A 25,399-nucleotide genomic window follows, 5' to 3' on the forward strand; every position below is an offset into this window, starting at 1 on the left:
CGGCCAGACCGCCGAACACCCGGGCCAGCGCCGCGTCGACGGCGCTGAGGTCGAGCGTCGGATCCAGGCGCGGGACCAGCGTCTGCGCCAGCAGGGACACGGCCGTGCCGGCGATGGCGATGTCCGCCTTGACGGCGGCGCTTTCGCTCTTACCCGCGACGTCGGTGATCAGGGTTTCGAGGGCGGTGACAGATTTCAGATTCATGGGGATCTCCAAATGCAAACACCGCCCTGGGGGCGGTGCGAATTGAATGAACGAGGCGCGCGCGCCGGATCCGTCCAGTCAGCCAGGATCGGGCGGCGGCATGCCGGGCAGCCCGTGCGACCGCAACAGTCGGCGCGGGTTGGCCTGGCCTGGATCCAGGCCGATCCTAGCTGCCAGGGCGCCGCGATCGGCGTCGGCGGGGATCGCAAGGCTCTTGATCCCAGGTTGGATGACCGGGGCATTGCGCCCCCGGGCAGCGTTCAGCCAGGTCAGCAGCCGCCACAGCCATGTCAGTCGCGAGCCCGCGGCGGGCGTCCAGATCTGCAGGATCACGCCAGCGCCGCAGCTACACGCGAGCGCGAACAGCGGAATTGCCTGCTGCCAGTGCTGCGGCAGCATCGGCGCGACCAGCGACCATACGGTCGCCACCAGGGAGGCAGAGTCGTTCATGCGTCAATTGCCTGCTGAAAGAGTGCGATACGATCGCGGTCGACCGCACCGGCGCCGAGGGACGTGTTGTAGCCGGCCTTCCACGCTCGGCATTGAGATGCCGCGTCGCCGCGCGGCGGAAGGGGCACGGGGCTGCGCCAAAACACGATCGCCGACATCGCGGCGGCATAAGCGTCCGACTCGATCATTGCCGGCGCGGCGCCGACCGGCTGCCCTCTAAATCGTGCGGGCAGATATCCCAGCACGACCTGTCTCAAGGGGGGCTCGACGACCAGAAAATTGCGCCAGACGTCGTCGTGAGTGCGCGGCTCTACCTGCCAAAACCCCAACGCGGGGCCGCCTTCCTGCACCTTGGTCCGGTATCCGGTTTCGGCATTGCCGATGCCGGTCGCCAGTTGCAGGCGTGCGACTGGATCGCCGGGTAATGCCAGCGCCGCCAGGACGGGCAGGATGATGCGGGCCTTGATGTCGCTGATCAGACCGGTCATGGCGCCAGCCCCAGCAGCTTGGCCGCACCAAGTGCGAACCCGGTTCCAACCGCCGCCCACCCCCCGTTGATGATACCGCGCAGGGACTGGCTCTTCTTGACCTCCGCCAGCAGGTCTCGCAGTCCCTGCTTGAGGTCCTGCAGGTCCGCCTTCGTGCTACTGACCTCGTTTTTCAGGATTGCGATCTGACGGTCAATGTCGCGCACGTCCTCGCGCATCGCGTCGAATTCCGGCCGCCGGATATAATCGGCAGTCTCGTCGGCCATCCGGCCCTCCAATAAAAAAGCCGCCCGGTGGGCGGCATCAATTCTGGCTAGCGGTCTGAGTGGCCCACGTCAGGGTCTGGTTGGGCGATCCGTTTTGATAGGTCGCGGGCGCTGATCCAGATCCGTAATAGCGCTCGGGGGGCACAGCCAGGTTAATGACGTTCTTCGTGGATCCCGTTGAGCACGATGCCCCTGACGTCACATACATGGTGCCATCGTTGAAATCATGATCATCGATGATCAGACTGCCCCCATGGACGACACTACAATTTGACGTCGAATTAAACACGATGGACGCGACAGCAGGGTGCTGCGTGTAAATCCGACCAAACTGGACAAACGCGCTGCCGTCGAGAGCGATATCTCCGCTGTTTGCAATAGCCGCCGGCGTCGCTGCCGTCAGATCGAGATGTTGGGTTTCCATTTGATCGATCTGGAATGATGCCCCATCACTACCATTCCAGACACACCGTAATCCCTGGTCGCAATCGATCGTCCCGATCTGGACTTTGGTTGCTGTGCCGCCTGGCCGTGTCGCGCCGGTAGCGTCGGCAGCCGATCCGTCTGCAAGGGTCCTGACCCCGGACGCCACCCCAAATACGAATATTTTATCCAGCATGGGGCTATCGACACGCCCAAGCTGTATAACGTTCGTATTGGTTTGTTGGTATTTTAAGACATCTAGTCCACCCGAGACGTAATCCCATTCGTGTATATTATAGATACGGTCCACATCATATGAATGATGAATGTCGGAGAGATAAATGTAAACTTGCCCGAACTGATTGTATATGCTCACTCGTCCTGAGAAATCAGCATGAATACCCCTCGTCACGCCCATCCACGTCAAATCACTGAACTCGATGCTTCCAGGGACCGTTTCAACGTCAAAGACGGGCGGATAATTGTTCGGCGTCCACGACGGTATCGAGCCCCCGGGCGATGGATTTGCAGATGGAGGCTGTCCCTCATAGATCTCGCATCCCCGTATCTTGGTGCCGATCACGCCAGATCCTGTAAAAAGAAATGGAGACGCGGTAGAGCCAATGAAGGACGACGAAATGCTGAATATCGTGCCTCCCCCAAGCGCATTTGCCTGCTGGAGAGACGATGGGACGCAGTCAAACACGCCCGGATTAAGCGCAGAAATTTGCGAGGCAATATTGTAAACACGTGGAAGGAATTTAATCCTTACCCCGCCTCCGTGGCTGGTGGCTGAGTTTATCGCGCGTTGGATCGAAGGCGCATCGTCCGATCCATCTGCAGGAATCTTCAGAGAATCAGGAACAACAATGAATTGTTCGGTGACATAGCTACCCGCTGAGACGGTCGTTGTGCTGGAAATGGACGGCGAAGAGCTTATTGTTGCGCTAGTGACGGTCCCGCCATTAATTGCCGGCGCCGTCAACGTCTGATTGGTCGACGCTCCGCCTTGCCGCAGCACCAGCCCCGCCTCGGCCTCCGTTGCACGCTGGATCTCGGCCGTGAGGCCGGACAGGTCTGCCTTGCCCTGCTGCATCGTGTTGAGCGCCGCCGCCGTGAGCACGGTGCCCGGAGCGAACGGCACGATCTGGGACTGTGCGTGCGCAGCCCCAATGCCCAGGGTGCAGCACAGCAGGGTTGCTGTGAGGATTCGGATCATGTCGTGCCTCTGACAATCACGACGTAGGCGCCGTGTAGGTGCTGCCGATCGGATATTGGGCGGTCGGGTCTGCGACGGCGGCGCTACCGGCTGGGGGCGCCCAGGTGGACGATCCGTCCCACATCACGCGGTTCCAGACGTAACCAGCCGCGCCGCCGTCAGTCTCGGTGGTGTAATAGACTGCATATTGTGTTGCTGTGGCCATGTCGGGTGCCTCACGCGCTGTAACATTCTATCTCGACAAACCCTGCGCCCCCGCTCCCGCCGGAGACCCCTGGAGAGTTTCCCGACGACGCAACGGTAGGGCACGCCCCAGATCCCCCCGCACCGACGGAACCCCCGTTGCCAGCGCTGCCCGTCCCTACTGAGCTACCGCCGAGCCCAAACGGCCCAGAGCCGCCGGAGCCGGAGAACCCGTAAAAGCTGCCGGATGGGTCGATCGCAATACCGAACCCGCCGGGCGCTCCAGGCAGATTGACCACCAAATTGAATGATCCTGCGGGGAACGAGCAAAATGCGGGTGACGGCGCCCCCGAACTCAGAACGGACGAGCTGTTGCTATTGGGCGCCGGCGCGGAGATTCCGCCTGGAGCGATCACGGCGTTGCCAATACTGGTCTGTCCGCCATTGCTCGCCTGGCCGCCGCCGGCGCCGACGGTCACCGGGACGGTCGTCGCCGATGTGCTGCCGAACAATTCGGCGTAGGTGAACCAGGCCTCGAACGAAGACCCGGCCGAGCCGCCACCAGATGGATTCGCCTGCCCAGCAGGTACGCCGCCGGCGTAGTAACCGCCGCCTCCGCCCCCCGTGCCGCGAACTCGGAATTTGCTGTTCGCCGTTGCGCCGGTGGGCGCCGTGTAGGTGCCGCTAGCGGTGAATTGCTGTGTCGCGATCAGGCGTCCGGGGTTGACTGCGGCTTGGGCGGCAGTCACATCCGCGTAGTTGGCGAGATCTTCTTCGTCCGTATTGTCGATCTGATACCGGAGGCGACCGGATCCAGTGTTGTCCCATCCAAGATAGACCTTGTTGGATCCTTGATTTGCTCCGCCGCCCTGCTGGACGGGGGTGAAGCCGAGGGCCGGCTGAAGGCCTGCGAACAATGACTGCCAAGTAGCACCTGATGCGCCCGGCACCGTCGTGTTGTTGTCCGCGGTCGAAACCCAGAACTGCCCCGGCGTCGACCCGGCGAGCACCGCGCCCGCCGGATATCCGCCGATCGCCGTAGCAAATGCCGTATCGAACTGCGGCCAGTTTCCCGCGCAAAATGCCTGATCGACCGCAGACGTCATGTTGAGGATGCCGTTGACGTCTCTCCCGTCCTGCGGGGTTCCGCCCGAGCCTAAGGGCTGGAATGTCTGGGGCGGAAACCCGTCCGTTAACGACGCCGCACCAGGATCGGTGGAGATCTGAGAGGCCGTAGGAATCTGGCGGATGTAAGCGTTTCCCGCTCCGCTCGCGAATGGAACGGAGATCTTGGTCGGGAAGTCGGACTGTTTCATGGGATCGCTGCCTACGACATGGGACTGACGTCGAGGTAAAAATCATTGTCGAGAGTGGTGCCGGTCGCCGTCTGGCGGTACGATATCTGCACGCCCGCGGGCCTGGGCAGGATGCCGGACGTCACGACCACAGACACATCGACGGGCGTCAGGACGAATTCGAAAACATAGGTCATCGTCATGTTGCCGCTGTCTGCGACGTAGCAAGCCCCGCGGCCGGAAAAGAGGATGGCCAGGATGGCATTGATCGAGGTGATCGACCCGTTCGTGATATTCGCCGCCGCCTTCGCCATGATGAGTTGGCGATAGGCATCGTCGGTCAGGGAGTAATTCCCTGTGGTGGCGCCGCCGCTGTAGAGGATACCAGATCCAAACGTCGTGACGGTTGGCGACTGCTGGGCGAATCCGATGTAGGAGGTGTTCGCGACCTGGAGCACCCGCCCCACACCGACGATCCTGCCCCAGACGTCCAGGCCGTACCCGGTGGCGGTCTGGACGTTCCAAATCAGGTCATAGAAGTTCTGGATATCGCTCGATGGGTCGATCGACTGGTTCCAAGCTTCAATCAGCGCATTGATCGTCGGTGAATTCGCATATTGCGAGATGATCGTCTGCTGGACATTGTCCATGTCATGCTAGGCTCATCGTTATGTTGGCATCAGCGATCGTCGGGACCTGATTGATGTTCAGTTGGGCCGTGAAGCCAACCGGGTTCACTGCCAGGCCGATCGTGATTTCGACCACCTGTGCCCATGCGCCAAGCGCGATGATGCCGGCCATGTAGCGACTGGCAAGCAGTTTCGCGCCGATCCGTGCCCGCGTGCCACCATCCGATCCGGTGAAGGCATTGATGACCGCCACCTGGATATCTTCCAGTGCGGTGGATGGAACCGAAGTTGAGTTCACGATCACCACGTTGATGTAGATCGGCGTCGGTTGCGCAACGTCATAGAGCACATTGTAGCTCGGCCCATTGCCTCCGTAGACCGGGTTAGGGTCTTGGACGGTTACCGACGTGCCACCAGTGTAGGAGCAGCCTGGCGGCTTCTTCTGGATAATCGCGACGCCGATATCGGATGGTGCGCCGCCGGCAACGCAGCAATAAAGCGAATTGGCGGCCACAGAGACGCCACCGATGGTCTGCGCCTCGTTCGTCGGGTTATCGACCACGTACGCGTCAGTGACGCCAGGCACGCCAGGCGCGCCGGAGCCGCCGAGGATATTTCCCAAGACCGAGGCGTTCATTCCGGCGGAATTGGCCGCCACGGTCTGCTGCCGGCGCGCTTCGAATGCCGCGCGGCTTCGACGTCAGACCCGATCACGCCTTCGGATGGATTCGTCACGCTGGTCAATCCTGGCACGGATTGCGCCAGAGAAATAGCACCCGAAGCGCAAGGGATCGGACCGGTCGTCGTGCAAGCGAACTGGACGGTAACCGATCCCGATGCCGATATCGTTGCCGCAGCAGACGAGGTGTATGTGTTGCCCGAGGTATCCTGGGCGAGCGTTCCTTGATTGATGACCGTGCCCGGCGCGCCTGCACAAATGCATGCCACGGTCGTGGCCGTGGCGGGCAGGCGGGTCATGAAGTAGATGAGGCCGATAGCATCCTGCCAGATCCCCGACGATGTCGCGGGGTCGACCATAGCGGTCAGGGAAAGGAACGCGCCGTTCTTGTCCTGGATGATGGCCGCCAGAGAGCCTGCAAGCTGACCTTGAGGCGTCCGGTCGTCCATGTTCAGCGTGCCGCCGAACGCACCATTGATATCGCTCTCTGTCCCTGTGACGACATCCGTTACCGCGGGGGCTACGGGTCCGGCGGCCGAGAACGTGATGTCCGGCACTGACGTGGTTAGGGACGTGCTAGAACCCGACACTCGCGGTCGCTCCGGTTACGCTGGTGATCTGGATTTGCCCGCTCAGGGCGCGAGCGTTGAATGCTGTGAAGAAGCACTGCGCCGACGCGACGTCAGGCACCTGCTCCGCATTGCTGATGATGTAGGATCGGACCAGATTCGCCGGCGGCAAATATCCCAGGATCTGGGCGAAGAATGGGATGCCAAGATCCTGGTTGAACCAGCATTCGTTGGAGAATGTCCGGACATAGCTCGACGCGTCTTGAGCCAGGGAATACGGTTCCGACGCGACCGCTATGTTTCCGCTGGCGTCAGATACCAAATCCCACGTCGTGCGATCGAGCAGGAGGGTTTGCATCTGGCCTCTGCAACAAAAAAAGCCGCCCCGAAGGACGGCTCTGGACGCAAGTATGGCGTCAAGAACCATAGATGGTTCGCGGACCGGGTGTCAAATGAAAAGGGCGGCCGATTCACACCCACTCCGTGATCCGTGTTATGGCGAAGCGTGATCCCGCGACCCAAAGATTCGCAGCCCTCGAAGCTGACGCAGAATGAGCAGATCAAGCTGACGGCCGGATTGGCGACCCATGCTATTGCCCGCACCAACTTACGGAGTCTGAAAGAATGAGCCCGAGAGATATATTGGATTTTGGCCCTCCGATCGCCGTAATCGTTATCGGATTGATCTCCATCGCAGCCCTTCGGTGGGGGCACCGTCACTGAGCTTCGCCGCTCATTGACCCGCCACGCACTCGCCTCGTGATCGATACTACGGCGCCAGTCAGACACACAAGGGACCACGACCATGACGGTCAGCTACGATCAGGACATCGTCGCATGGGCTGCCGAGCAGGCGCGGCTCATTCGCGCCGGGCAATTCGACAAGCTCGATATCGAGCATATCGCGGACGAGATCGAAGACGTGGGCAAGGGCGAGCAGCGCGAATTGGCGAGCCGCATGGCGATGCTGGTTACTCACCTGCTCAAATGGCTCTATCAGCCGGCATTTCGGTCGGCATCTTGGTCCGGTTCGATCCGCGAGCAGCGGCGACGTATCCGGCTGGCCCTGAAGAGGACGCCAAGCCTTAAGGCATCGCTGATCGACCCAGACTGGCTCGAGGAGGCATGGAGCGAAGGGCTTACGAAGGCGATCACCGAGACTGGACTCGATGCCTTCCCTGAGGCGCCGATCTGGACGGCCGACCAGATGTTGACCGAGGGATGGCTGCCGGGCGGAGCCGAAGACTGATCACCAAAGATTCGGCTCAAGACCCCAGAGCCCAGCGTGTAGGGCCACAAAGAACGCCAGCCCGTTGAAGGCTGATTGAGCGTTCCCAAATCGGAAAGCTCAAAATCTCGCCCTCAGAAGACGAAGGAATACCGTCTCACGCTTGACGCGGCGAACATATCGCCATGGTCGAGAAAAAGGGCCAGCCGCCTTGGCGAAGCTGGGCGCGTGCCTTACATTCCGCTGCGCCAGTTCCGCGACTAGCTGTGTCATTCGCGGTGTCATAAGCGGCGGTGTCCGTCCTAGCGCCGCTTCTGGCTCCATCATTCCTGCCGGCACTGCCGCGCGCGCCTGATAGAATCGGCTGCGGGTGCGGCACAAGAGCAATGAAGCCACCTGCAGCAGTATATGATCCCCTTTTTGCGTCACGCTGTCTTGCGTGGACGGCCGCCTTTCTTTCCGTTCTCACGCGCGGCTGTTGCTTTCGCTACGCTGCGGGAAGATCCGCCGGTGCGCCCCATCTGCTGGGCCATCCACTTTCGCGAGCCAAAAATCCCCTGCATCAGCCCCTCAACGGACACGTCAGCATCCAAGTTCGGCCAGTGCAGTCCCGTCCCGAGCGGCGTGATTTCGATTGCTGACAGATCCGCCGGCGTGGCCCCCTTCAACCCCTCGATCAGATCAGTCGGGACCGTCAATTCCACCCCATTGTTGAGCGTGACAAGCAGGCGGCGGCGGCTTCGGATATAGCGGGCCTGTGTTGCCTGGGGGGTTTGCGACAGATATTCGTCCATCGCCGCTTCGGCGCGGCGAAGTTCACTCTCGGTTACCATGAATGTTCTCCCATTCGCGCAGCAGAAGCGCCGCATTGTCTTCGACAAGAGATATCGCCAGCGTCAAATCACGGGCTTTGAAGCCAGCGACACGAATGACTTGAGCCGCCTTCCCAATTTCGATTACGGCCTCGCCACCGGCGCCAATCACATGAACATGCGGCGGCCGATGATCGTTCGGATAGATCGTCACTCGAAAGCCGTAAGCGCGGATGATCGTTGGCATGGCCATTTCATAGCATAAACCCAAGCGTTTGGGAATAAGGAAAATCGATACTGGAATCGTCGGCTTACCCGACGCTTGCGTGAGATTCCCCTTCCGCCGCGGGCTGGCGCACAACTGTCGTTCTATCAGTCCGGCCATGCCGCCGGCGAGATCCAGCGCCAGCGTGACGTCGACGGTGCCAAGAGTGGGGCGAGGGGGCTATTGAGGCTTCCCCGTCGACCCGCTACCCGGCTGGACTCCGGTGTGGGTGTGGTTGTCCAAGCTGATGCTGCCGCCCGTCACGTCGTCGGTTGCGTTGATCGTGCCGTTCACCTGCACCGGGCAGTTGAACACGGCCTGAGCCGCGTCGACCTCGAACGCGCCGGCTGTCTTTACTTTCACCCCGCTGCCGGTCATCCAAATGTATTCGTTTGGGGTGCCGTTCAGGTATCCGCCCAGGTAGAGGCCATCCGACCAACTGTGCTGTCGGCGGCTTCCCGGCCCGGCTGGCGCCCGGGTCGCTTTGACGTTGGAAAGGTCGTGACGCGCAAAGATGCACAGGCCGATATCTCCGATCGCCGGGTCGCAAATGACGGCGCTCTGGCCGCCTTGGAGCCGGAAATATGGGACATTCGTCTGCATGACACTTGGGATGAGATTCCCATATCCATCGATCTGGAACACGAGCGGCTGAACGTCGACGAACCCAACCGGGTTCACGCCGGTTCCATTCACCGCCTTGACCTGAACAAGCGTCGCTCCCGCCATCTTCGATAGGCGCTGCCTAACCAAGAAGTCGATGGCATTGATCGCTCCTGTATCGTCGCCTGGCTTGCGTGCGCCCATATATGCGTCCTGCATCACGGGCCAGCCTTCAGCATGCCGGGAAGGATCTGTGCTTCAATCTGGGACATCCACATGCCGCCTATTACCTCGGATTCAAGATTGTCGATTTTCGAGACGATCGCCCACGATCCATTGAAGGGCGTGATGTCGGTTTGAAGATTGACCATGCGTCCGAAGCTGATCGACCGATTGTAAATGGTCGAGAAGGATATTCCATTCCCTGTCCAGGACGGGTAGCCGATCAAGCCAGTCTCGGAGGAAACAAGAGCGGCGTTGCCCGACAATGGCCGGTCCGTCGGCCAGATCCAGTATGTCACCCCATCGAAATATCTCTGAAACGGAACAGCATTCGCCAGTTCATCCAACTGGCTGGCCGCATCACCTGGAGCAGATACATCGGTTAGGATTGCGTTGACACCGTCATTGACCAGTTTGTAATCGGGGTCGCAGGACGTCAGTATTTTTTTTACGATATCGGCCACTTTGACCGGTCCCCGGAAGCTTATTGCGGGAGCGGCTTTCATAATCATGAAGGCATTCGGTTGCGCGACGATGGTCATGCACGTTTCCGGCATGCCCGACAGATCCTGCCACGCCTGGACGATGACGCCCTTGAAAGCGATTTGTGCCTTCTCTTGTCCTGACCGCGACAGAAGGGTGACAGTATTCAGTCGCCCCCCTTCGGTGTTCGCGACACGATAGAGTTGCGTCAAGGTGTTCATCTCGCTCTGGCGCATGCCGAAGACGCGGATCTGCGCCTCGCTGCCGAAGAGCCCCCCATAAGTCTGGATGGTCGCCGAGACTCTGTGCCCAGCCAGACGAACTTCCGATGATCCACTCTGGCCGAACTGACCTTTTCCAAGATTGAAGATCTGATCGAGGTGTCGCTTTTGGAAGGAGTCGATCATGTCGAAGAAGGCTCTGAATAATAGAGAAGAAAGCGATCCCCCAGCCCATCATAGGTCGGGTCGCTGATGCCCTGCTGGTCGATGAACATCAGGTCCCCGACGAAGTCGCTGTAGGCTGCGCGCACGATCCAGGTCCGGTCGAGACAGAGCCGCCCGCCGACGATCAGCGCATCATCGAGATAGAGGTCCAGGTAGAGGCCATAATTATCCGTCTGAAAAATGCGCATCGAACAGTTCTGTCCATTCAGGACGACGGACAGGGTTTGCGTCGGGGTGGCGTTCACCGGGACGACAAGCATCAGTTCACCCCCGCCGTCGACGCCGGGGCCGCCTGTGCAGATGTCGGCGTTTGCGCCTGGACAAGACCCGTGTTGGTGGTTTCGGCTCCATCCGGAGTTTGGGGATGCGCGAAGCGCCTGATCGCCCCGGTTCGGATCTCCTGAAAGCCGACGGTGACGGCCAAAAGCGACACGCCTTGGCGATGGGTCCGGGTATAGTCGTAATGGACCAAATTGGAGTTCACATAGGTCGCGTCGGGCGTCACAATGCTGAACACATCGGTGGACGAGACGGCTGCTGCGATCGCCGCCAGGAATGCCTGGCGAGTTTCTCCGGCTGTGCTCCCGAAGCCGAACGCGCTGGACCCGCCGAAGCCGAAAAAGCCGGTTCCGTCGCAGGCGAGAGTCACGCGCGCCAGGAAGGGCGTTTCGACCTTGTTGTAGGATTGGAATGCGCCCTGCTCCATCGGAGCGTCGCTGACGCGATATTCCTTGGAGAAATCAAGTCCGAGGAAATATTGCGATGCCGCGATCTTCTTCCCTGTCTTGTCATAGATCCCCCACGGACCATGTTGATCTAGAATCAGAGTCTCGATCAGGTCACCGGCGATCACCGATGCTTCGGTCTCGGCGACCGCAACAGGGTTGCGGATCATAGCCGGAACGCCAAGTGCGTTCGGGACGTCTGGAAACGCCGGTTTGGGCACGCTGATGACCATAGGCCCCTCGTTACGCCGTCACACCGAGATTGGCATGCATGCCCATGCCCTGCGGATTGAGGCGCTGGGCGACGGCTTGCGCGATCGCCCTTGGATTTCCGCTGGGCGCGTGAACGGTGACATGGTTCTCGATGTGGGTGGTATTGGACGCCATCCGCGCCGGCGCGCCGTATCCGATAGCCCGATCGATCTGCCCCTGCTCGAGATATCCGGCCCCGTTCTCGATGCGCGAGATCCCCGCGATCATCCGGCGCAGCACTGCCGGATCATGCATGTTCAGATGCGCGTCCGCCGAAACCCCCATCGATCGCGACAGCGAGGCGATGTAAGCCGCCGTGTTGTTCTCGCCGGCGGGCGCGTATTTGGCGATGATGGACCGGATGCTGTCCTGCCCACGATCGCCGTAACGACCTAGCTGGTCACGCAGCGCGCGGATGCCGTCGTCCATGGTGGCGAAGGCGGCGAACCGGGCATGCTGACCATTTTCAAGGACGGCACCTGACTGACGCATGAAGTTCAGGTTGCCGGGATTGTTGTTCCGGATACCGCGGGGCAAAAAAGCACCCCTGATTGCGGAAGCGCGATCAGCGACATAATGGCCGACGTCCTGCGCGGCATGGCGCACGCCTTCACCTACGGCCGTCGCCGACCGGGCAGCGCCGTGTTCCACTGCGGAACGCCCATGGATTGCCGCCAGGAATGCGTCCCTCAGCCACGCCAGGGCCTCACGGAATGCCTGCTTGAGCGCGTCCAGAACCTCCGGTCCGCCGCTCTTGATCTTGGAGACAAAGGACTCCCAGGACCCCGATAAATCACCGGTCAAGGCGCCCCATTGGGACCGGATCTCATCGGAGTCTCCGACGAAGAGGGACCGGATCGCTTCCCACGCCTCAGTTCCGCCAGCCTTGATATGTGACCATGCCCGCGCGCCGTCGCGCTCCAGATCGTGCCAGACATCTGCCACAGTCTGGTAGAAGTCTGCGAAGCGGGCCTTCCCGCCATGCAGCCATGATGAGATGTCGTCGAACAGGAAGGTGCCTGCCGCGGTCACCCCAGCAAATGCCCCGGCCATGGTCAGGGCGCCCGCATTCGCGGCAGCGAAACCGACGACGAGAGGGCCTGAGAATGCCGCCCCGAGCGCGAGCGCGGCGGCGCCGACGCCCGCGAACGCCGCCTTGACCACGCGGGGATGATGTCGGATCTCGTTCGTCAGACCCCTGATGGCGTTCGTCGCCATGGTCATCTCTGGCGCGAACGCCGCCGCGATCGTCTGGCGCAGGGATTGATATGACGAATCCGCCTCTGCCTGTGCCCGAGCCAAATCGCGTAGTGCTTGTTCCTGCTGCCGGGTGGGGCCGACACCGTTGCGACCGGCTTCGCCCAGATAGGCATCCTCTGCCTGTGTTCCGCCGGTTATCAGGGGTAAAGCGCCATCGGCAATGCCGAAGCGCCTTCCCATTGTAAAGCGCTCACGCGTGTCATGGATGCCCTGCAGGTAGCGGGTGATATTTCTCACTGCTTTGTCCGGTGTGAGCACGTTCCCCTGCTCATCCAGCAGCGATACGCCTTGGGCAGCCATCACCTGCATATGAGCGCCCATGCGGTGATAAAGCTGGTAGTCCTGCAGCTCGTTATTCAGTCCTTGGAAGGTCTGGCGGATACCGTCCGCCGTTCCTCCCGCATACCGGGAGGCGGCCTCCCATCGGTTGAGTGCCTGCGTGGAGACACCCAGGGACTGGGCCAGATTGTGGGATTCGACCGTCGCGCCGGACACGTCGCGGAAGAAGTCACGCATGCTGGCGCCGGCGGTGAACGCCGCGAACAGTCCCAGCACCTTGTCGCGCACGGCGCCGATCGATTCCGTCATGTGCTTCGCCTGGGCCTGCGATTCCTTCGCCGCCTTGACGCTCACGGTCTGGAACCGCTTCAGGATTTCCTCGGCGTCCTTGGTGCCCTTCTTGAACTCTGCCGGGTCGAGACCGAGGGCAACCACGAGTTCGTCGATCGTTGTAGCCGTCATTTTGACCCCTGAGCAGCCTTAGCCAATTGTTCCTGATTGAACGCGTCGACGGCCGCCATCTCGGCCAGGTCGTACAGGTCCTCGATGTCGTAGATCGTCTGCAGTTCGATCAGATTCGCGCGCTTCGACCGGCAGACAGCCCCGATCAGGGGGCTGACGTTGCTGTATTCTGCGAGTCGGACGCCGTGCGCTGCCCCATTCGGGAGATCGAGCGGACGACGCCCTTGAAAAAACCCGTGTTGAACTCGAATGCCTGTTCCTGGATCGCGCCGATCGTCTCGACTTCCTCGACCTGCTGAAGCCAGAGCGGGTATTTCACTCGGGTTGTCGGGTTGGTTGGGTCGGACTGGATCTCTACGCACCGAAGCAGCGTGTCCAGCAAGGGCTCGGCGTCCTTGGGATCAAGGTTGCGCAGAATGGTCATGCCGGCTCCGCTCATCGCGGCTCCAGCGATCCCAAGAGAGGCGACGGATTTCGCCTCTGCCTCGGGCAGCGCGGCCGTGGCAGCGTGCATGAAGGCACGCCCCCACCTGTCACCCTCGACAGCGGTCATGCGCCGGATGATGAAGACCTTGCCTCGATCGGCGCCGTCATCCTCGATGGTGTAGGTGCTTTCTCGGATCACAGCGCGGCCCCCACGCAGGATTCCCACCGGATCTGGACGGGTCGTGCGTCAAGCACGCGGCCGGCCGACGGAAGCGGCACGATCGACAGCAGGAAGCCTCCGTTCAGCGTGAACTTCCGCCCGATCGACGGGAGGGAAATGAGCGCGCCAAGGCGCAGCTTCGTCATCTGCACGCGCTCATACTCCGCGATCATCTCGAACATGGCGTAGCTGTCGGACGAGGCCGCAAGCTGGATCGTCATGTTGAACGGATTGGGAACCCAACCGCCCAGCAGCTTGCCGTCGATCGTCATCTGCGTCTCGGCGCTCTCGACGGATTCGGCTTCGAAGGCCCGATCGGCCGAATATTGCGAAAGCACGAACGGCACAGGAATGAGGCTGCCGGCCGTCATGGTGAAGACGCTGTTGGCAGACGTGATATCCCACGAAGACATTACTGGATCTCCACCGAAGCCAGATTGATGGACTGCACCGAACCCCCATCCGTGTACCAGAAGGAGCAGGGCGGCGACGTGCGGGCAGCGCGCGAGGTCGCGGGCGCGGTAGACGCGCCAGGAAGGAAATACCAGCCACGCGTCGACAGGGTGGTGTCGATCGGCCGACCGGCTGCGCTGTTGACCTGCTGCGCCTGGAGGGCGGTGAGTGTGACGCCAGACCGGATGACACCGAAGGTCACGGCCTGATTGATCGTATCCAGCACGGCTGCCGACAGCAGCGCGTCACCGGTCTCGTCATAGGGAATCTGTCCGACGCTCATCAGCAGGTTGATCATGTCTTCCTGGAACGAGCCGTTCAGCCAGATCTGATCGATGAAGCTGTCCGCCCACGCAAACGGGCCGCTGACTGAACCGTTGCTGAAGAACACGAACGAACCCGTCGACCCGGCATAGGCCCCATAGAAATTGTAGCCGTTGGCCAGAAGCGTCGCCGCGGTTATGCCGTCGGTAACGGCCGCGGTCACCAGGCCGCTATTGCGGAAGGCCAGTGTGTAGCGGCCATTGGTGGCGCCGAAATCGAGCGACGCCATCCAGCCCAGGGCGAGCGCCGCGGCGAGCGGATCCTGATAGACCGCCATGGACCCCGACAAGGTCTGCGCTTTGAGCCATGCCCCGAAGCACGTCGTATTGCCCTGCACCGTTGCGTTCGCATCGGTGTCCCAGGCCACATAGAGGAACCGGTTGTTCTGGGCCCCCGTCCACGTCGCGAACGCCTGCTTGTCGGCAAGGGTGGGCTCGAACGCCGTGGTGAATGCGGCCCAATTCAGGGTAGTGTCGGTCAGGGCATCCATAAAGCCCGGAACGTCGTCGGATGCCGCCGGCGTGATGGTCACAGTCGGAGCGGCAGTATAACCGCTGCCGCCGTTGGTCACGTTGATAGCCGTGACGATCCCCCCGCTGACCGTGGCCGTCGCAGTCGCTCCGGTGCCGCCGCCGCCCGAAAGCGTGACGGTCGGCGTGACCTCATAGCCCGAACCGCCGGCGGTCACCGTGACGCCGCTGACAGCCTCCGACGTCAGTTCCGCGGTCGCCGTCGCGCCACTGCCGGTTGCGGCGGCCGAATACCCGGCGAACAGCAGCGTTCCCGGTGTCTGGGTTGCGCCAGTGAACCCCGAGAAATAGACGTTGGCGATCTTGGCTTCGGCCGACGTCGCGCCGAACTGCGCAGCGACAGCCGTCGCGCTTGTGAACGTCATGACCTGCCCCGGCGTGAGCGTTCCGCTCTCGGTCAGGACAAGGCCGTTCAGGAAGGAAATGCCACTGCCCGCGGCAAGAACGCTGGGCGTGACGGAGACAACGGAGGAAATGGGAATCCCGGCCATGTTCTCACTCTGGTGGGTAGGTTGCGCCGACGTTGATGATGCCGACGGTGGCGGAGGTCGCCGTCTGGATGGGTGTGGTGAGGACGTAATTGACCTGGAAATTCAGGTCGGCGTTCCAGTTGTCCTCATATTGCCTGGCCTCGGAGATGAAGGCGGTCTGGCGTGCGTCCGAGGCGTAGAGAGGAGCGATGGGAAAGCCGCATGCCGCAAAGAAGTCGGCGGCGATCGGGTCGCGGAACAGCGATGTCAGGGTCTGGATCGCGTCGCCAGCACCGGGACCGAAGACGCCGACCTGCACCGAAATCTGCCACGGCGTCGTCGTTTGTTTGGTGGTCGCTGCATAGATCCAGGCGTTCGTTGCCAGCCGTTTTCGGCCAACGATCGTCATGGTGACGAAGAGACCCAGGGGGGCGGCAACCTGATTCTGCTGGCCGGCAACGATCTGGTCGGCCGTGATCGGCAGAATGGTCAGGAGCCAGTTGCCGACCTGCTCGAGGATATCGTCTTCGGTCAGATTGACGGTGACGGTGTCTGCCGGGTTACTACCAGTTTGGACCATTCGCCGGCGCCCCATTCTTCGAGCTGCTGGGTCACCAGCCAGTCGGACCCGTAGAAATTGAACATGTCGCCGCCAGTTTGCGGTCCTCGGGCAATGCCCCTGACCTCGCCGACGACGTAGACGATACGCATGTCGGCCTGCTGGCTGATGTTCTCGACCTGCTGAAGATCCTGAGACGACAGCGCCTGCACCTCGATCATTACAGGGATCTCGGCGTAGGTCGGGATCGGCCTGAAGCCCGGGCCAGGCGTCGATCCTGTCGATTGCTTCAGTGTTGCCTGGATTGAGGGGTTGACCGCCGCTGTGGCGCCACCGGCCGCTGCGAAGATGTTCATTTGCTCTCGACCTTCTTGGCCACCGAGTTCAGCATGTGGCCGGTATCGATCAGGGGCTTTACCGCTGTTGCCATATTGACCGTCTTGAGCGTGCCACGCTTCTTATCGCTGCGGAGTCGGCTCTCGATGGTCGAGGGCGCGAGCGGTGGATCCTGAAGGGCCTGGATCTCCTTCTGCATCTGCGCGACCAGCTTCTCGCCTGCCATATCTAAGGCCTGCTCAGCATCCATTCCGGTCGCCTTGAGCGTCGCGCCCAGCAGGCGACCCCATTGGTCTTGGTTGTTCGCGACCATGTTCCGCATGAAGGGGCGCGGCGGAATGGTCCTGGTGCCGAACTCATTGTAAGCGCCGACCGCCGCCACTGGCGTTCCATCGCCATAGGTCGCATCCTCGAAGAACCCGACCTTCAGCGTCGCGCCGCGATCCACCTTGGCCGCCAAGGTCTGCAACGTGCGGCGAAGAGTATCGCCTCCGCGAATGATTTTTGTTGCCATTAGGGCCATATCCTCGGTCGTTGCGGCCGGCCGGGTATGAACGCGGCTTGACGAAGGGACGCGGTCGCCGCCCAGAACTCCGCTCCATAGGGCGTCTGGTTGAACCAGGCTGCCGACCCAGGCTGCGTGCCCATGTCGGCGCCGACTGACACGCTGCCGCGGGATGCGCTCGACACACGCCCCACAACCATGTTGCCCTGGCCGATCTGAACATTCAGTTGGGCAAGATGCGCAGTCAGGAGGTAGAGCAGGAGCGTCCGCCTCCCTACGCTGCGACAGCGACTATAGGACGAATTGTCCAGGAATAGCGTGGCCTCTTCAAAGTAAAGGGAGGCCGCCGTCGCATTCACCGCGGGGACCAGGACGGGGAAACGGGCCGACCACGCCGCATAGTCGAACGTGACGATACCCGGCGTGACCGTGTCCGACATCAGCCGTCCTCTTCGCGCTGTGTGACGCCCACCACCGGGAGATTTTCAGGGTCGAGTCCTTCATAGCCGGTGCGCTCGTCCGAGCGCTCACGGATCGCATCCTGCGCGCGCGCTCCTGTCCGCTCGGCGAAGATCAGACCGGCGCGTAAGGGCGAATAGGACGAATTCTGCTTCGTCCACGCGGCCCAGAAGTCCGCATCGACCTCAGTACGCCCCACCATGCCCAGCATGCGATTGTCGCGGATGTGGAAGCGTGGGTCATGTTTGGCGCCCTTCAGCCGCACGGTGGCCTTCGGCTGCATCGGCGCCATGTTCGGGAAACCGCGCTTCGACGCTTCGGAGCGCGCCTGGATTTCGGCTTCGTCATAGAGAGACAAGACGAGACCGGATGGCATCCGACACATGACGGATACCGTATTGCCGCTGCGGGTCGCCTGCTGTTGCGTGGTCATGGATCAGATGCCCTCCATGGTGGCGCAGGCCATCGGGTAGAACCAGATGGTCCCCCAGGTGCCCTGCGACTTCTTCTGGCGGAAGTTCGAGGAATAGCGCTCGACCGCGTGCGCACGCAGCTTCTCGGTGAACGCCGTGGTGACGGACTTCTGTCCTTCGATGGTGTCGACGAACATCTGCATCTTGCAGACGGTTTGCGTGCCGCCGCTCATGACGATGCCGGCTTCGGGAAGCGTCTCGATCTTCAGGTTCGGCAAGGACTTGGAGATCAGATCGCGCAGCGTCGTGTTGTAGCTGTTGGCATATAGCAGGGCCTGTTGGCGCTCGGTCGGAAGCACCAGGGTCAGCGGCGTCTCCAGCGTGAGAACGCCCATCATCTGGTTGTTCAACTGGCCGAAGAGGGCGATGATGTCGCCGTACACCGCGACCGGATCGGACGTATCCGTCCAGGCGGTAACCGTTCCGCTGCTGCCGGCCTTCGCCGTCGGCTGGATTGCGGCAGGCAACCTGGGGTCGTTCAGCGCCCCGTAGCATTCCAGTCCGGAGATCCCGAACAAATACACGAGGTTCTGCTGCTTGTTCAGCGTGGACGCGGCGCCCAGATTCTTCTGGCTGACCCAGTCCAGCTTTCCGGCACCCATGCGCTCGATCTCGCGCTCGCCCCACTGGGTCCAGATCTGGTAGTGGAAGGACTGGCGGTTCACCCAGTTGGCGTTCGCGTCGGCCGTTCCGTCCTGGCTGGAGTCACCGTAGGCCGCCACGCGGCCGGTCAGGCTGACGACCGGGAACAGCGCCGTATCGGTGATCCAGTCGCCCTTCTTCGCCTCGCCATAGACCTCGGCGGCCCGTGTCGGCGTGATGAACGCCTTGATGACGGCTGGATCGACATACTGGGTGAAAGCGAATGGAACGCCCGAATTGGGTGCCGTGACAGAGGGAAACTGCCCGACGCCCGGGTCTGCGTCCATGACGATGCCGCCGGCGGGGATATAGTCCCGGACGCCCTCAAGGATCACACCATAATCCAGCGCCAGGCGCGGCGCATCCTGTCGAAAAGAAGAGGTCATCAGACGACGCCTTTCGTAATTGCAATGATGTCGCCGGCCGGAGCGGCCAGAGAGACGAGCCAGTCCGTCTCGATGTAGCCGGAGATCGTCTGGCCGGACGCATTCGTCTGGATGGATCCATCGGTCAAAGAGGCATAGACTTTCTGGCCGCGGGCGGCGTCGGTAGCCGAGACGCAGAACAGGTCCCCGCCATCGGCCAGCGTGACCATAAACCCGGGCGGGATGGTCATTGTGGCTTCCTGCAGATACTGCGTGGTCAGGCCCTGCTGCTCGCGCGGCACAAAGCCGTCCGGTATGCTCGGAGCGATTGTGGCCGGCGTCAGCGTGACGGCCGGTGCTGAGGTGTAGCCACTGCCACCGTTCGTGACGTTGATCTCGGTGACGATACCGTTCACGACGGTTGCGGTCGCTGTGGCGCCGGTCCCGCCTCCGCCGGACAGGGAGACGGTGGGCGGCAACAGGTAGCCTGTCCCTCCAACCGTAACGGCGATCGAGGACACCGCCTCGGCGGTCAACGTGGCCGTTGCAGAGGCGCCGCTGCCGCCGCCCGAGGTCGGATCGGAGTTCAGGACCGTCACGCCGTCGGGCTGGATCCAGGCGAAAGCAGCGATGGCCACAGCAGCCGCGCCGGCGCGCAGGCCCAGCGGCCAGGTCAGCGTCGAGCGGCGGGGGTTGGTGCTGGCCCAATCGCCCGGATTGCCGACGGGCCAGTTATAGTTGACCGAACTGGGGAAACCAGTCATCGGCGTTTCTCCTTAAAGCTTGCGTGGCGTGGGAACGCCGAAGCGGGTGGAAAAATCGGCGCTATCGGATGCCATGACTGGCACTCGTGCGGCGCGGGCATTGAGCGCGACACCGACAAGCGCCTTCAGTCCGGCATCGTTCACGCCATCGGTGGGCACGCCGACCTCTTTCAGGGCGTAGCGATAGATGTCTCCGGCGCTGTCCATGCCGATCACGTCGCCGACAAGGGCGCGTACGGCCCGCCGGGCTTCGTCGGCACCCTTGCGGATAGCGCGGTCATGCGCCAGCGCGGCGTCGATGCGCTTCTGGATGGCGGCATCGTTGGCCTTGCGCTCCTTCTCGTCGTCCTCTGCGCCTTCTCCGTCATCGTCATCATCGGTGGCACAGGGCTTCTCATCCTTGCCCTTGTCCTTCGCGGATTTGTCGGATGCCTTTCGCGCACCTTCGGGTTTCATCGGCCCTTCGTCCTTGGCCGGCTTCTTTTCGTTTTCGTTTTCGTCTTCGTCGTCCGCTTCGGTGGCAGATTCCGTCACGCCCGAGTTTTCCTCGTCCATGCATTTCTTGGCGTCTTCCTCGCTGGCATCCATGGCCAGCTTCCCGGAAGCAATGGCTGCACTCAGCCGCGCCAGATACTGGCCAGCAGTCCGCATCGTCTTCACTCCTGTGGGTTTTGCGTCAGCGACGAGCACATCTGATCCGGCCCGTCCTTTTTCGACCAGGGCAACGTGATTGCCCCGGATGTTCCGCATGACGCCGTCGTATGGCACCCCCTGATAGGTGCCTGGCGTCATGTCAGCCTCGTAGCGGTAGGCGCAGGACAGTTCTCGCTGCTCGCCGCTCTTTATCAGTTCGATGGCCTCGCCATCCCAGATGGCCATCGAGTTATCGAGATACGGATCGGCGAATTCTGCATCCGACCCGGTCGATCCTGCCACAATATCCTTGCGTGGCGTGTCCGCCGTGACATGCACATGTTCGATCAGAACCGGAATGTTGTTGAACGACGCCGCCGCGCGCTCCAGTTCGTCGGGGTGACGAAGAAGCTGGTAGATCCGGTTCGGATCGAGACCGAGCGTGGAGGCGTTCGGGATCTCGCGCCCGTAATATCCATTCACCGTCGCCTTGCTGATGTGGGTCCGGGCGATATACAGGCGGCCGTCTTCATCCGTGATCCGGACGGAGCCGACACGGTCATAGGCGAGGGCATGGGTCATGTCAGTCGTCAAATCCCGGAATGATGACCGATGACGTGCATCGGCAGTTCGGCAGTTCGCCCGGGTGTATCCATTGTCCGTCGATCAAGGCGCCCTTGCTCAGGTCGTAGCGAAGACGTTCGCGACCGGCCTTCACATGCGATTCCCGCGGGTGTCGACCGGCCGATGAGTGAACCCAGATCGCCTCTTTCAGGCCCAGTTCCATCTGCCGCGTACGGTTGATGGTGGCCGTGGCCTTGTTGTTCTGGTCCCGGGCGATGAAGGCGGCCCGGCGCCGGATGATGCCATACCGCGCCTGCAATTCCTTGGTCAGCGTTCCCAAGTCTCGTCCTGCGATAATCGACCGCATGACCAGTCCATTGACCTCCACCATGTGCTCTTCAGCGATCGATTTGATCAGCGACACGTTTTGGAAGGTCGTGGCCTTCAGAGCGTTCGTGACCCCAGGAGAAGGGCGGAACTTCACTTTGAATCCGGCACCTGCCAGCTTCTTGGCGAATGCCCGATCCGCATGGCCCGCCGCCGCTTCGGAGAAGTGTTGCGCCATCTGTTCGGCAACCTCGTCGAACCGCTTGCGCCACCGGTGGGTCAGTCGGTTCATTACCGATTGTAAAAGGTCTGCGGCGCTATCCTGGGCAATCTGCGGCTCTACCTTTCGGTAATTGGCCTTCAGCCAGTAAGACAGGCTGTCGTCCATCTCGCGGATCAGTGCCATCAGTTGGCGATAATAGAGCGCTTCCACGCCCGCACTTGCCCGAACCGGCGCGAGGCGCTTTCCTCGCGCGGACTGGCAATAGAGTTTCGGCACGCTATTCTTCTTCCTCTCCGCGCTTCAGGATGCCTTCCAGGCCCGCACCGTCCTGCTCAGGATCGGGCGGCTCCGGGGGCGGGCCGGTCAGGTCGACATCGCGATAGTTGGACTGTTCGTCTGTTGCCTGGCGCTCGCGACCTTCCTCAGCCGCGATGATGCCAGCTTCGACCAGAACCGCGTCCGTGTCGGCCTTGATCTTCTGGATTTCGGCAAGTTGCTTCTCGTCCATCTGCCAAAGATGGACGAACTCGAAGTCCAGGTCGGGATCGATCTCGCCCCAAAGGTTCAGTTGCGACAAGTGGAAGATCTTGCGCAGGATTGGTCCGACATTCGCTTCTTGGAAGGCAGCGATCTCGTCGTAGAACACGCGGATCTCGCCGTCAGATGAGGCGTTCAGCCCAGTAGGCTGGATCCCGAACAATTTCACCAGAGGAATGCCGGGGATGCTGGCCATGAATTCCTGCGACTGCGCCTGAAGCTCGTTCAGGCCCGACAGGTTTGCTGTCAGGACTTTGATATCCTCCGATTCCTTATCGTACACCCATGCCCCATTGTTGGTCTTGATCCGTGTCAGGGCCTGCGCACGACCGATAATGCCGTCCTCGCCGGCCGGAGTGTCAGACCCGGGGAACGGGTTCTGCATCGTCGCCTCCATGTTGGTCGCGATGCCGATGAACGAATAGTTGGACACCATGTCCGACACGCTCTGCCGCGTGCGCAGGAAATTATGCACGTAGGCACGCAACTGCTGCGTCAGCGATAGGCCGCCGAAATTGAATGCCGGCTTGAGGATGTCCGAAACCTCGAACGGAACCATGGTCAGGATCCGTGATTGGTCGACCAGCGTTCCCTGCACCCACCAGTTCTGCGGCCGGTAGTAGTCCGGCTTCAGTGGGTTGTCGGCATTGTAGGTGTTGGGGTTGGTCCAGATCGGGTCGATATTGACCAGGCGTTCCACAGACCCTTTTGCAAGGCCCTTGGAGCCGATCACCAGTGGGACGTCCTGGCCGGCCGAATTGAGTGCGGCTCCCTTAATCCCGATCCAAACATGACCCAGCCCGTAAGCCAGACCATGCCAGATCTGCCGGCGCACCACATCGCGGACGCGAAGGCGACGGAACTCGGCCTCCAATGCCTTCATCCGCTTGGCTGCACGTTCATCCTGAACCATATCATCGCCGCTACGGGTCGATGTGAACTTGATCCATTCGCGCGTGGATTCCTTGGCGATGACCTCGACGGGCTTCCGGAACTCGGCTCGCTGCATCATTTCCGCAAGCTGCGGATAGCCCATGAAGCCAAGACCGTCGGCGAGAAAATTACTCAGAACGCCGTAATTGTCCTCGATCCACCCGCCGAGTCCAGGCGCTGACATGCTGTCCATGGCAAGCGCTCCAGCGCCACGGACTCCCGGAGGCGGCCTGTAGGGCTTGAACCTGCCCGCCACAGACGCCATTCCCAGATCATAGGCGCGAGGACGAAAGACCGCGCCACGCTGCGAAGATTTCGCCACGACCGGTTCGACCCTAGCCGGACGATCCGGTGCAGGCGTCGATCTGCGAAACAGCTTCATGAATGTTCGATCCTTCAGCGCCCTTGCGGACGGAACATGGGCAGTTTGCGTTGCAGCCCCACCACCGAGAACGCCCGGCTGCACGCATCCACTTGGTCGTCGTGGGTCACGGCCGGAAATCCAGACAATTCGTCGAGGAGCGCCCGATTCCATGGTGCTCGCACCATCGAGACATTCCCGGCGTTGACCTGCGAGGCGAACGGAGCCGCCCGCGTGGCCTTGTCACCCGTCTCGGGCGTTGCCTCCACAGTGAAGCCGGAAAGACGGCGTGCGAAGTAAAGGGCCTGCGTCTTTCCTGCCTGGCCAGGATCCTGCGGGAGGCTGATGCGGACAGAGGCGCCATCAGCTTTCGCCGTGTTGACGATTCCCGCCTCGACCTCATCTGGGCCGCCACGGAACCGCACGACATCGATGATGACATACCCGCCAGCGGGTGTGCGGCTCATCTTGACGCCCACGGTCCAGTCAGGATCGCGCCCTCCCATAGCCTTCGTGGCAGCCAGGTCCCACGCCCGAACGGTCATGCCTCCTGCGGGAACTGCGTCTGTCGTCTCGATCAGGTGCGCTTTGATCAGACCCCCACCGGCTGGGCGCGGGGTCTGCATGTAGAGCGCGGCCCAGTCGCGTTCGCCGATCGCTGCCCGGATTTCATCGAGCCGGTCGCGTCCATACCATTCCGGCCATAGCGCGTGCCCAGCCTCGTCGATCGCCGGCAGGTTGACGATTTCCCACTGGTCGCCACCGTTCTCCATCTCGGCCAGCAGGCGGCCGGCAAGGTCGTCCTCATGCCAGCGGGTAAGCGTCAGGATCACGGCGCCGCCAGGCATCAGGCGTGTGTAGGCGGTGCTCGTATACCAGTTCCAGACGGCGTTCCGAACCGCCTCACTGTCGGCGTCCTGGCGATCCTTGACCGGGTCGTCGATGTTCAGGATGTCCGCGCCGCGGCCGGTAATGGCCGATCCGACACCCGCCGCCACGTAGGACCCGCCCGCGCAGGTATGCCACCGGTTCTTCGCCGCGCTGTCGGATGCCAGAGCCAGTCCCGGGAACAGGGCCGAGAACTCCGGAGATCCGACGATGTTCCGCACGTCACGCCCAAAGTCGTTTGCCAGGTCCTGCCCGTAGCTGGCGGAGATGATCTGCTTCCTCTGGTTGCGCCCAAGATACCAGGCCGGGAAGCGTCTGCTGACCAGCTCCGACTTGCCGTGGCGCGGCGGCGTGAAGATCATCAGGCGCTTGATCGCGCCGCGCTCGACTGCCTCCAGTTTCCCGCAGATGACTGGATGGTGCGGTCCAACCAGATAATCAGGCTTCGTGTAGGTCGTGAACGGCAGGAGGCTAGTGCGGGCCTCCTGTCGGCGGCCAAGCTCCTTCCTCGCTGCCGTCATCGCCTTCTGCCTGAGCAAGGGCAGCGAGTTCGGCATCGGAGAATTCGGTGATGGAGCGGCGTACGGTTGCATTCATGTCGATCGCGGCGAGCTTCTGGTGGACGTAGGGGGCAGCTTTTTCGGCGGCCATCATCGCCAGCTTGATGTCTCTCGCCATCAAGGCCATGCGCATCACGCGCAGCATGACTTCCTTCGGCGTGATCGAGGCGATCTGTTCGGGCGTCAGGTCGGCCAGGGCGTCGGCGGTCGCCTTCGCCATAGACGCCATCCTCTCGACTGTCGCCTTGTTCGGCGTGCCGGGTGCCCTGCCGCCGGTCTTCGGTGTCCCGGGCTTGCGTCCGGCCATTTCTACTTTTTCCGTCTGGGTTTCTACTTCGAGGGTGCTGGGTTCCACCAACTCGGCCTGTCGGCGCCTGGGCAACAAAAAACCGGATCGGCACAGG

The 25,399-nt window shown here is 61.8% G+C and carries 34 protein-coding genes; 1 reads left to right on the top strand and 33 read right to left on the bottom strand.

Annotated features, from left to right (window positions below):
* From HUK84_RS00750 to HUK84_RS00795, 11 genes are all read right to left on the bottom strand, one after another.
* Positions 1–205: hypothetical protein (locus tag HUK84_RS00750; RefSeq protein WP_176638493.1), on the bottom strand; the 205-nt coding region annotated here is incomplete at its 3' end.
* Positions 206–283: 78 nt separating this feature from the next.
* Positions 284–655, bottom strand: a complete 372-nt coding sequence (locus tag HUK84_RS00755; RefSeq protein ID WP_176638494.1) for a hypothetical protein — start codon at positions 653–655, stop codon at positions 284–286.
* Positions 652–1,143: a hypothetical protein gene (locus HUK84_RS00760; RefSeq protein ID WP_176638495.1), complete on the bottom strand. Its 492-nt coding sequence runs from the start codon at positions 1,141–1,143 to the stop codon at positions 652–654. The genes HUK84_RS00755 and HUK84_RS00760 overlap by 4 nt, the downstream gene beginning before the upstream one ends.
* Complete coding sequence (locus HUK84_RS00765) at positions 1,140–1,409, bottom strand: hypothetical protein (protein WP_176638496.1); 270 nt, start codon at positions 1,407–1,409, stop codon at positions 1,140–1,142. Before HUK84_RS00765 ends, HUK84_RS00760 begins: the two co-directional genes overlap by 4 nt.
* Positions 1,410–1,446: 37 nt before the next feature.
* A complete protein-coding gene (locus HUK84_RS00770; RefSeq protein WP_176638497.1) occupies positions 1,447–3,051 on the bottom strand; it encodes a hypothetical protein in 1,605 nt (534 codons plus the stop codon).
* Between the two features lie 16 nt (positions 3,052–3,067).
* Entirely contained in the window at positions 3,068–3,256 is a 189-nt protein-coding gene (locus HUK84_RS00775; protein ID WP_176638498.1) for a hypothetical protein, read from the bottom strand.
* A 10-nt stretch (positions 3,257–3,266) separates the two neighbouring features.
* Positions 3,267–4,550 carry a hypothetical protein gene (locus tag HUK84_RS00780; RefSeq protein WP_176638499.1) on the bottom strand — a complete coding sequence of 428 codons (1,284 nt, stop codon included), beginning with the start codon at positions 4,548–4,550 and terminating at the stop codon, positions 3,267–3,269.
* A gap of 11 nt (positions 4,551–4,561) precedes the next feature.
* On the bottom strand, positions 4,562–5,179 hold the full coding sequence (locus HUK84_RS00785) for a DUF2612 domain-containing protein (RefSeq protein WP_176638500.1): 618 nt from the start codon (positions 5,177–5,179) through the stop codon (positions 4,562–4,564).
* 1 nt (position 5,180) lies between these two features.
* Complete coding sequence (locus HUK84_RS23005; RefSeq protein ID WP_246285257.1) at positions 5,181–5,816, bottom strand: hypothetical protein; 636 nt, start codon at positions 5,814–5,816, stop codon at positions 5,181–5,183.
* On the bottom strand, positions 5,792–6,394 hold the full coding sequence (locus HUK84_RS23605) for a baseplate J/gp47 family protein (protein WP_317135197.1): 603 nt from the start codon (positions 6,392–6,394) through the stop codon (positions 5,792–5,794). The genes HUK84_RS23005 and HUK84_RS23605 overlap by 25 nt, the downstream gene beginning before the upstream one ends.
* 19 nt (positions 6,395–6,413) lie before the next feature.
* Positions 6,414–6,764 carry a hypothetical protein gene (locus tag HUK84_RS00795; RefSeq protein ID WP_176638501.1) on the bottom strand — a complete coding sequence of 117 codons (351 nt, stop codon included), beginning with the start codon at positions 6,762–6,764 and terminating at the stop codon, positions 6,414–6,416.
* A gap of 447 nt (positions 6,765–7,211) precedes the next feature.
* On the opposite strand from HUK84_RS00795, the gene HUK84_RS00800 reads away from it, so the two are divergent.
* Positions 7,212–7,655: a DUF29 domain-containing protein gene (locus tag HUK84_RS00800; protein ID WP_176638502.1), complete on the top strand. Its 444-nt coding sequence runs from the start codon at positions 7,212–7,214 to the stop codon at positions 7,653–7,655.
* 404 nt (positions 7,656–8,059) lie between these two features.
* On the opposite strand, the gene HUK84_RS00805 is transcribed toward HUK84_RS00800, so the two are convergent.
* The 22 genes from HUK84_RS00805 to HUK84_RS23025 all read right to left on the bottom strand — a co-directional run bounded on the left by HUK84_RS00805 (position 8,060) and on the right by HUK84_RS23025 (position 25,350).
* Positions 8,060–8,428 carry a DUF2442 domain-containing protein gene (locus HUK84_RS00805; RefSeq protein WP_317135206.1) on the bottom strand — a complete coding sequence of 123 codons (369 nt, stop codon included), beginning with the start codon at positions 8,426–8,428 and terminating at the stop codon, positions 8,060–8,062.
* A gap of 22 nt (positions 8,429–8,450) precedes the next feature.
* The gene (locus tag HUK84_RS23015; protein ID WP_176638504.1) at positions 8,451–8,831 is read right to left on the bottom strand and encodes a DUF4160 domain-containing protein; all 381 of its coding nucleotides are present in this window, start codon (positions 8,829–8,831) and stop codon (positions 8,451–8,453) included.
* A gap of 60 nt (positions 8,832–8,891) precedes the next feature.
* Entirely contained in the window at positions 8,892–9,533 is a 642-nt protein-coding gene (locus HUK84_RS00815) for a phage baseplate assembly protein (protein WP_246285261.1), read from the bottom strand.
* Positions 9,533–10,426, bottom strand: coding sequence for a baseplate hub protein (locus HUK84_RS00820; protein WP_176638505.1), 894 nt, complete (start codon positions 10,424–10,426; stop codon positions 9,533–9,535). The genes HUK84_RS00815 and HUK84_RS00820 overlap by 1 nt, the downstream gene beginning before the upstream one ends.
* Positions 10,423–10,725, bottom strand: coding sequence for a phage baseplate plug family protein (locus tag HUK84_RS00825; RefSeq protein WP_176638506.1), 303 nt, complete (start codon positions 10,723–10,725; stop codon positions 10,423–10,425). Before HUK84_RS00825 ends, HUK84_RS00820 begins: the two co-directional genes overlap by 4 nt.
* Positions 10,725–11,423 carry a hypothetical protein gene (locus HUK84_RS00830; RefSeq protein WP_176638507.1) on the bottom strand — a complete coding sequence of 233 codons (699 nt, stop codon included), beginning with the start codon at positions 11,421–11,423 and terminating at the stop codon, positions 10,725–10,727. The genes HUK84_RS00825 and HUK84_RS00830 overlap by 1 nt, the downstream gene beginning before the upstream one ends.
* Positions 11,424–11,433: 10 nt before the next feature.
* Positions 11,434–13,443 carry a hypothetical protein gene (locus tag HUK84_RS23610; RefSeq protein ID WP_317135198.1) on the bottom strand — a complete coding sequence of 670 codons (2,010 nt, stop codon included), beginning with the start codon at positions 13,441–13,443 and terminating at the stop codon, positions 11,434–11,436.
* Positions 13,444–13,588: 145 nt separating this feature from the next.
* Positions 13,589–14,068 carry a hypothetical protein gene (locus HUK84_RS00840; protein ID WP_176638508.1) on the bottom strand — a complete coding sequence of 160 codons (480 nt, stop codon included), beginning with the start codon at positions 14,066–14,068 and terminating at the stop codon, positions 13,589–13,591.
* A complete protein-coding gene (locus HUK84_RS00845; protein ID WP_176638509.1) occupies positions 14,065–14,502 on the bottom strand; it encodes a phage tail fiber protein in 438 nt (145 codons plus the stop codon). The genes HUK84_RS00840 and HUK84_RS00845 overlap by 4 nt, the downstream gene beginning before the upstream one ends.
* Positions 14,502–15,887, bottom strand: coding sequence for a DUF3383 family protein (locus HUK84_RS00850; protein ID WP_176638510.1), 1,386 nt, complete (start codon positions 15,885–15,887; stop codon positions 14,502–14,504). The genes HUK84_RS00845 and HUK84_RS00850 overlap by 1 nt, the downstream gene beginning before the upstream one ends.
* Positions 15,888–15,891: 4 nt before the next feature.
* Positions 15,892–16,446, bottom strand: a complete 555-nt coding sequence (locus tag HUK84_RS00855; protein WP_176638511.1) for a phage neck terminator protein — start codon at positions 16,444–16,446, stop codon at positions 15,892–15,894.
* Complete coding sequence (locus HUK84_RS00860; protein ID WP_176638512.1) at positions 16,398–16,781, bottom strand: hypothetical protein; 384 nt, start codon at positions 16,779–16,781, stop codon at positions 16,398–16,400. Before HUK84_RS00860 ends, HUK84_RS00855 begins: the two co-directional genes overlap by 49 nt.
* Positions 16,778–17,275 carry a hypothetical protein gene (locus tag HUK84_RS00865; protein ID WP_176638513.1) on the bottom strand — a complete coding sequence of 166 codons (498 nt, stop codon included), beginning with the start codon at positions 17,273–17,275 and terminating at the stop codon, positions 16,778–16,780. Before HUK84_RS00865 ends, HUK84_RS00860 begins: the two co-directional genes overlap by 4 nt.
* Positions 17,275–17,706 (bottom strand): DUF4054 domain-containing protein, encoded by a 432-nt coding sequence (locus HUK84_RS00870; protein ID WP_176638514.1) that lies wholly within the window; start codon positions 17,704–17,706, stop codon positions 17,275–17,277. Before HUK84_RS00870 ends, HUK84_RS00865 begins: the two co-directional genes overlap by 1 nt.
* The gene (locus HUK84_RS00875; RefSeq protein WP_218064115.1) at positions 17,706–18,158 is read right to left on the bottom strand and encodes a hypothetical protein; all 453 of its coding nucleotides are present in this window, start codon (positions 18,156–18,158) and stop codon (positions 17,706–17,708) included. Before HUK84_RS00875 ends, HUK84_RS00870 begins: the two co-directional genes overlap by 1 nt.
* A gap of 3 nt (positions 18,159–18,161) precedes the next feature.
* Positions 18,162–19,226 (bottom strand): DUF2184 domain-containing protein, encoded by a 1,065-nt coding sequence (locus HUK84_RS00880; protein WP_176638516.1) that lies wholly within the window; start codon positions 19,224–19,226, stop codon positions 18,162–18,164.
* Positions 19,226–19,969 carry a structural cement protein Gp24 gene (locus tag HUK84_RS00885; RefSeq protein ID WP_176638517.1) on the bottom strand — a complete coding sequence of 248 codons (744 nt, stop codon included), beginning with the start codon at positions 19,967–19,969 and terminating at the stop codon, positions 19,226–19,228. Before HUK84_RS00885 ends, HUK84_RS00880 begins: the two co-directional genes overlap by 1 nt.
* A gap of 12 nt (positions 19,970–19,981) precedes the next feature.
* A complete protein-coding gene (locus tag HUK84_RS00890) occupies positions 19,982–21,184 on the bottom strand; it encodes a DUF2213 domain-containing protein (protein ID WP_176638518.1) in 1,203 nt (400 codons plus the stop codon).
* A gap of 1 nt (position 21,185) precedes the next feature.
* Entirely contained in the window at positions 21,186–21,992 is an 807-nt protein-coding gene (locus HUK84_RS23615) for a phage head morphogenesis protein (protein WP_218064116.1), read from the bottom strand.
* A 1-nt stretch (position 21,993) separates the two neighbouring features.
* On the bottom strand, positions 21,994–23,379 hold the full coding sequence (locus tag HUK84_RS00900) for a phage portal protein (RefSeq protein WP_218064117.1): 1,386 nt from the start codon (positions 23,377–23,379) through the stop codon (positions 21,994–21,996).
* Between the two features lie 203 nt (positions 23,380–23,582).
* Positions 23,583–24,992: a phage terminase large subunit gene (terL, locus tag HUK84_RS00905; RefSeq protein WP_176638520.1), complete on the bottom strand. Its 1,410-nt coding sequence runs from the start codon at positions 24,990–24,992 to the stop codon at positions 23,583–23,585.
* The gene (locus tag HUK84_RS23025; protein WP_317135201.1) at positions 24,907–25,350 is read right to left on the bottom strand and encodes a hypothetical protein; all 444 of its coding nucleotides are present in this window, start codon (positions 25,348–25,350) and stop codon (positions 24,907–24,909) included. Before HUK84_RS23025 ends, terL begins: the two co-directional genes overlap by 86 nt.
* Between the last annotated feature and the right edge of the window lie 49 nt (positions 25,351–25,399).

This window comes from Nguyenibacter vanlangensis (genome assembly GCF_013376155.1).
Taxonomy (GTDB): Bacteria; Pseudomonadota; Alphaproteobacteria; order Acetobacterales; family Acetobacteraceae; genus Gluconacetobacter; species Gluconacetobacter vanlangensis.

What these genes read in the sequence shown, in the direction of transcription:
- HUK84_RS00860 (WP_176638512.1), bottom strand. Translation starts at nt 16,781, where the DNA reads ATGAACATCTTCGCAGCGGCCGGTGGCGCCACAGCGGCGGTCAACCCC.
- HUK84_RS00780 (WP_176638499.1), bottom strand. Translation starts at nt 4,550, where the DNA reads ATGAAACAGTCCGACTTCCCGACCAAGATCTCCGTTCCATTCGCGAGC.
- HUK84_RS00765 (WP_176638496.1), bottom strand. Translation starts at nt 1,409, where the DNA reads ATGGCCGACGAGACTGCCGATTATATCCGGCGGCCGGAATTCGACGCG.
- HUK84_RS00845 (WP_176638509.1), bottom strand. Translation starts at nt 14,502, where the DNA reads ATGTCTTCGTGGGATATCACGTCTGCCAACAGCGTCTTCACCATGACG.
- HUK84_RS00800 (WP_176638502.1), top strand. Translation starts at nt 7,212, where the DNA reads ATGACGGTCAGCTACGATCAGGACATCGTCGCATGGGCTGCCGAGCAG.
- HUK84_RS00875 (WP_218064115.1), bottom strand. Translation starts at nt 18,158, where the DNA reads ATGACCACGCAACAGCAGGCGACCCGCAGCGGCAATACGGTATCCGTC.
- HUK84_RS00770 (WP_176638497.1), bottom strand. Translation starts at nt 3,051, where the DNA reads ATGATCCGAATCCTCACAGCAACCCTGCTGTGCTGCACCCTGGGCATT.
- HUK84_RS00805 (WP_317135206.1), bottom strand. Translation starts at nt 8,428, where the DNA reads ATGGACGAATATCTGTCGCAAACCCCCCAGGCAACACAGGCCCGCTAT.
- HUK84_RS00760 (WP_176638495.1), bottom strand. Translation starts at nt 1,143, where the DNA reads ATGACCGGTCTGATCAGCGACATCAAGGCCCGCATCATCCTGCCCGTC.
- HUK84_RS00900 (WP_218064117.1), bottom strand. Translation starts at nt 23,379, where the DNA reads ATGGACAGCATGTCAGCGCCTGGACTCGGCGGGTGGATCGAGGACAAT.
- terL (WP_176638520.1), bottom strand. Translation starts at nt 24,992, where the DNA reads ATGCCGAACTCGCTGCCCTTGCTCAGGCAGAAGGCGATGACGGCAGCG.
- HUK84_RS00850 (WP_176638510.1), bottom strand. Translation starts at nt 15,887, where the DNA reads ATGGCCGGGATTCCCATTTCCTCCGTTGTCTCCGTCACGCCCAGCGTT.
- HUK84_RS00795 (WP_176638501.1), bottom strand. Translation starts at nt 6,764, where the DNA reads ATGCAAACCCTCCTGCTCGATCGCACGACGTGGGATTTGGTATCTGAC.
- HUK84_RS00830 (WP_176638507.1), bottom strand. Translation starts at nt 11,423, where the DNA reads ATGGTCATCAGCGTGCCCAAACCGGCGTTTCCAGACGTCCCGAACGCA.
- HUK84_RS00815 (WP_246285261.1), bottom strand. Translation starts at nt 9,533, where the DNA reads ATGCAGGACGCATATATGGGCGCACGCAAGCCAGGCGACGATACAGGA.
- HUK84_RS00885 (WP_176638517.1), bottom strand. Translation starts at nt 19,969, where the DNA reads ATGACTGGTTTCCCCAGTTCGGTCAACTATAACTGGCCCGTCGGCAAT.
- HUK84_RS00870 (WP_176638514.1), bottom strand. Translation starts at nt 17,706, where the DNA reads ATGTCGGACACGGTCACGCCGGGTATCGTCACGTTCGACTATGCGGCG.
- HUK84_RS23015 (WP_176638504.1), bottom strand. Translation starts at nt 8,831, where the DNA reads ATGGCCGGACTGATAGAACGACAGTTGTGCGCCAGCCCGCGGCGGAAG.
- HUK84_RS00820 (WP_176638505.1), bottom strand. Translation starts at nt 10,426, where the DNA reads ATGATCGACTCCTTCCAAAAGCGACACCTCGATCAGATCTTCAATCTT.
- HUK84_RS00890 (WP_176638518.1), bottom strand. Translation starts at nt 21,184, where the DNA reads ATGACCCATGCCCTCGCCTATGACCGTGTCGGCTCCGTCCGGATCACG.
- HUK84_RS00775 (WP_176638498.1), bottom strand. Translation starts at nt 3,256, where the DNA reads ATGGCCACAGCAACACAATATGCAGTCTATTACACCACCGAGACTGAC.
- HUK84_RS00785 (WP_176638500.1), bottom strand. Translation starts at nt 5,179, where the DNA reads ATGGACAATGTCCAGCAGACGATCATCTCGCAATATGCGAATTCACCG.
- HUK84_RS00865 (WP_176638513.1), bottom strand. Translation starts at nt 17,275, where the DNA reads ATGGCAACAAAAATCATTCGCGGAGGCGATACTCTTCGCCGCACGTTG.
- HUK84_RS00855 (WP_176638511.1), bottom strand. Translation starts at nt 16,446, where the DNA reads ATGGTCCAAACTGGTAGTAACCCGGCAGACACCGTCACCGTCAATCTG.
- HUK84_RS23610 (WP_317135198.1), bottom strand. Translation starts at nt 13,443, where the DNA reads ATGACGGCTACAACGATCGACGAACTCGTGGTTGCCCTCGGTCTCGAC.
- HUK84_RS00880 (WP_176638516.1), bottom strand. Translation starts at nt 19,226, where the DNA reads ATGACCTCTTCTTTTCGACAGGATGCGCCGCGCCTGGCGCTGGATTAT.
- HUK84_RS00825 (WP_176638506.1), bottom strand. Translation starts at nt 10,725, where the DNA reads ATGCTTGTCGTCCCGGTGAACGCCACCCCGACGCAAACCCTGTCCGTC.
- HUK84_RS00755 (WP_176638494.1), bottom strand. Translation starts at nt 655, where the DNA reads ATGAACGACTCTGCCTCCCTGGTGGCGACCGTATGGTCGCTGGTCGCG.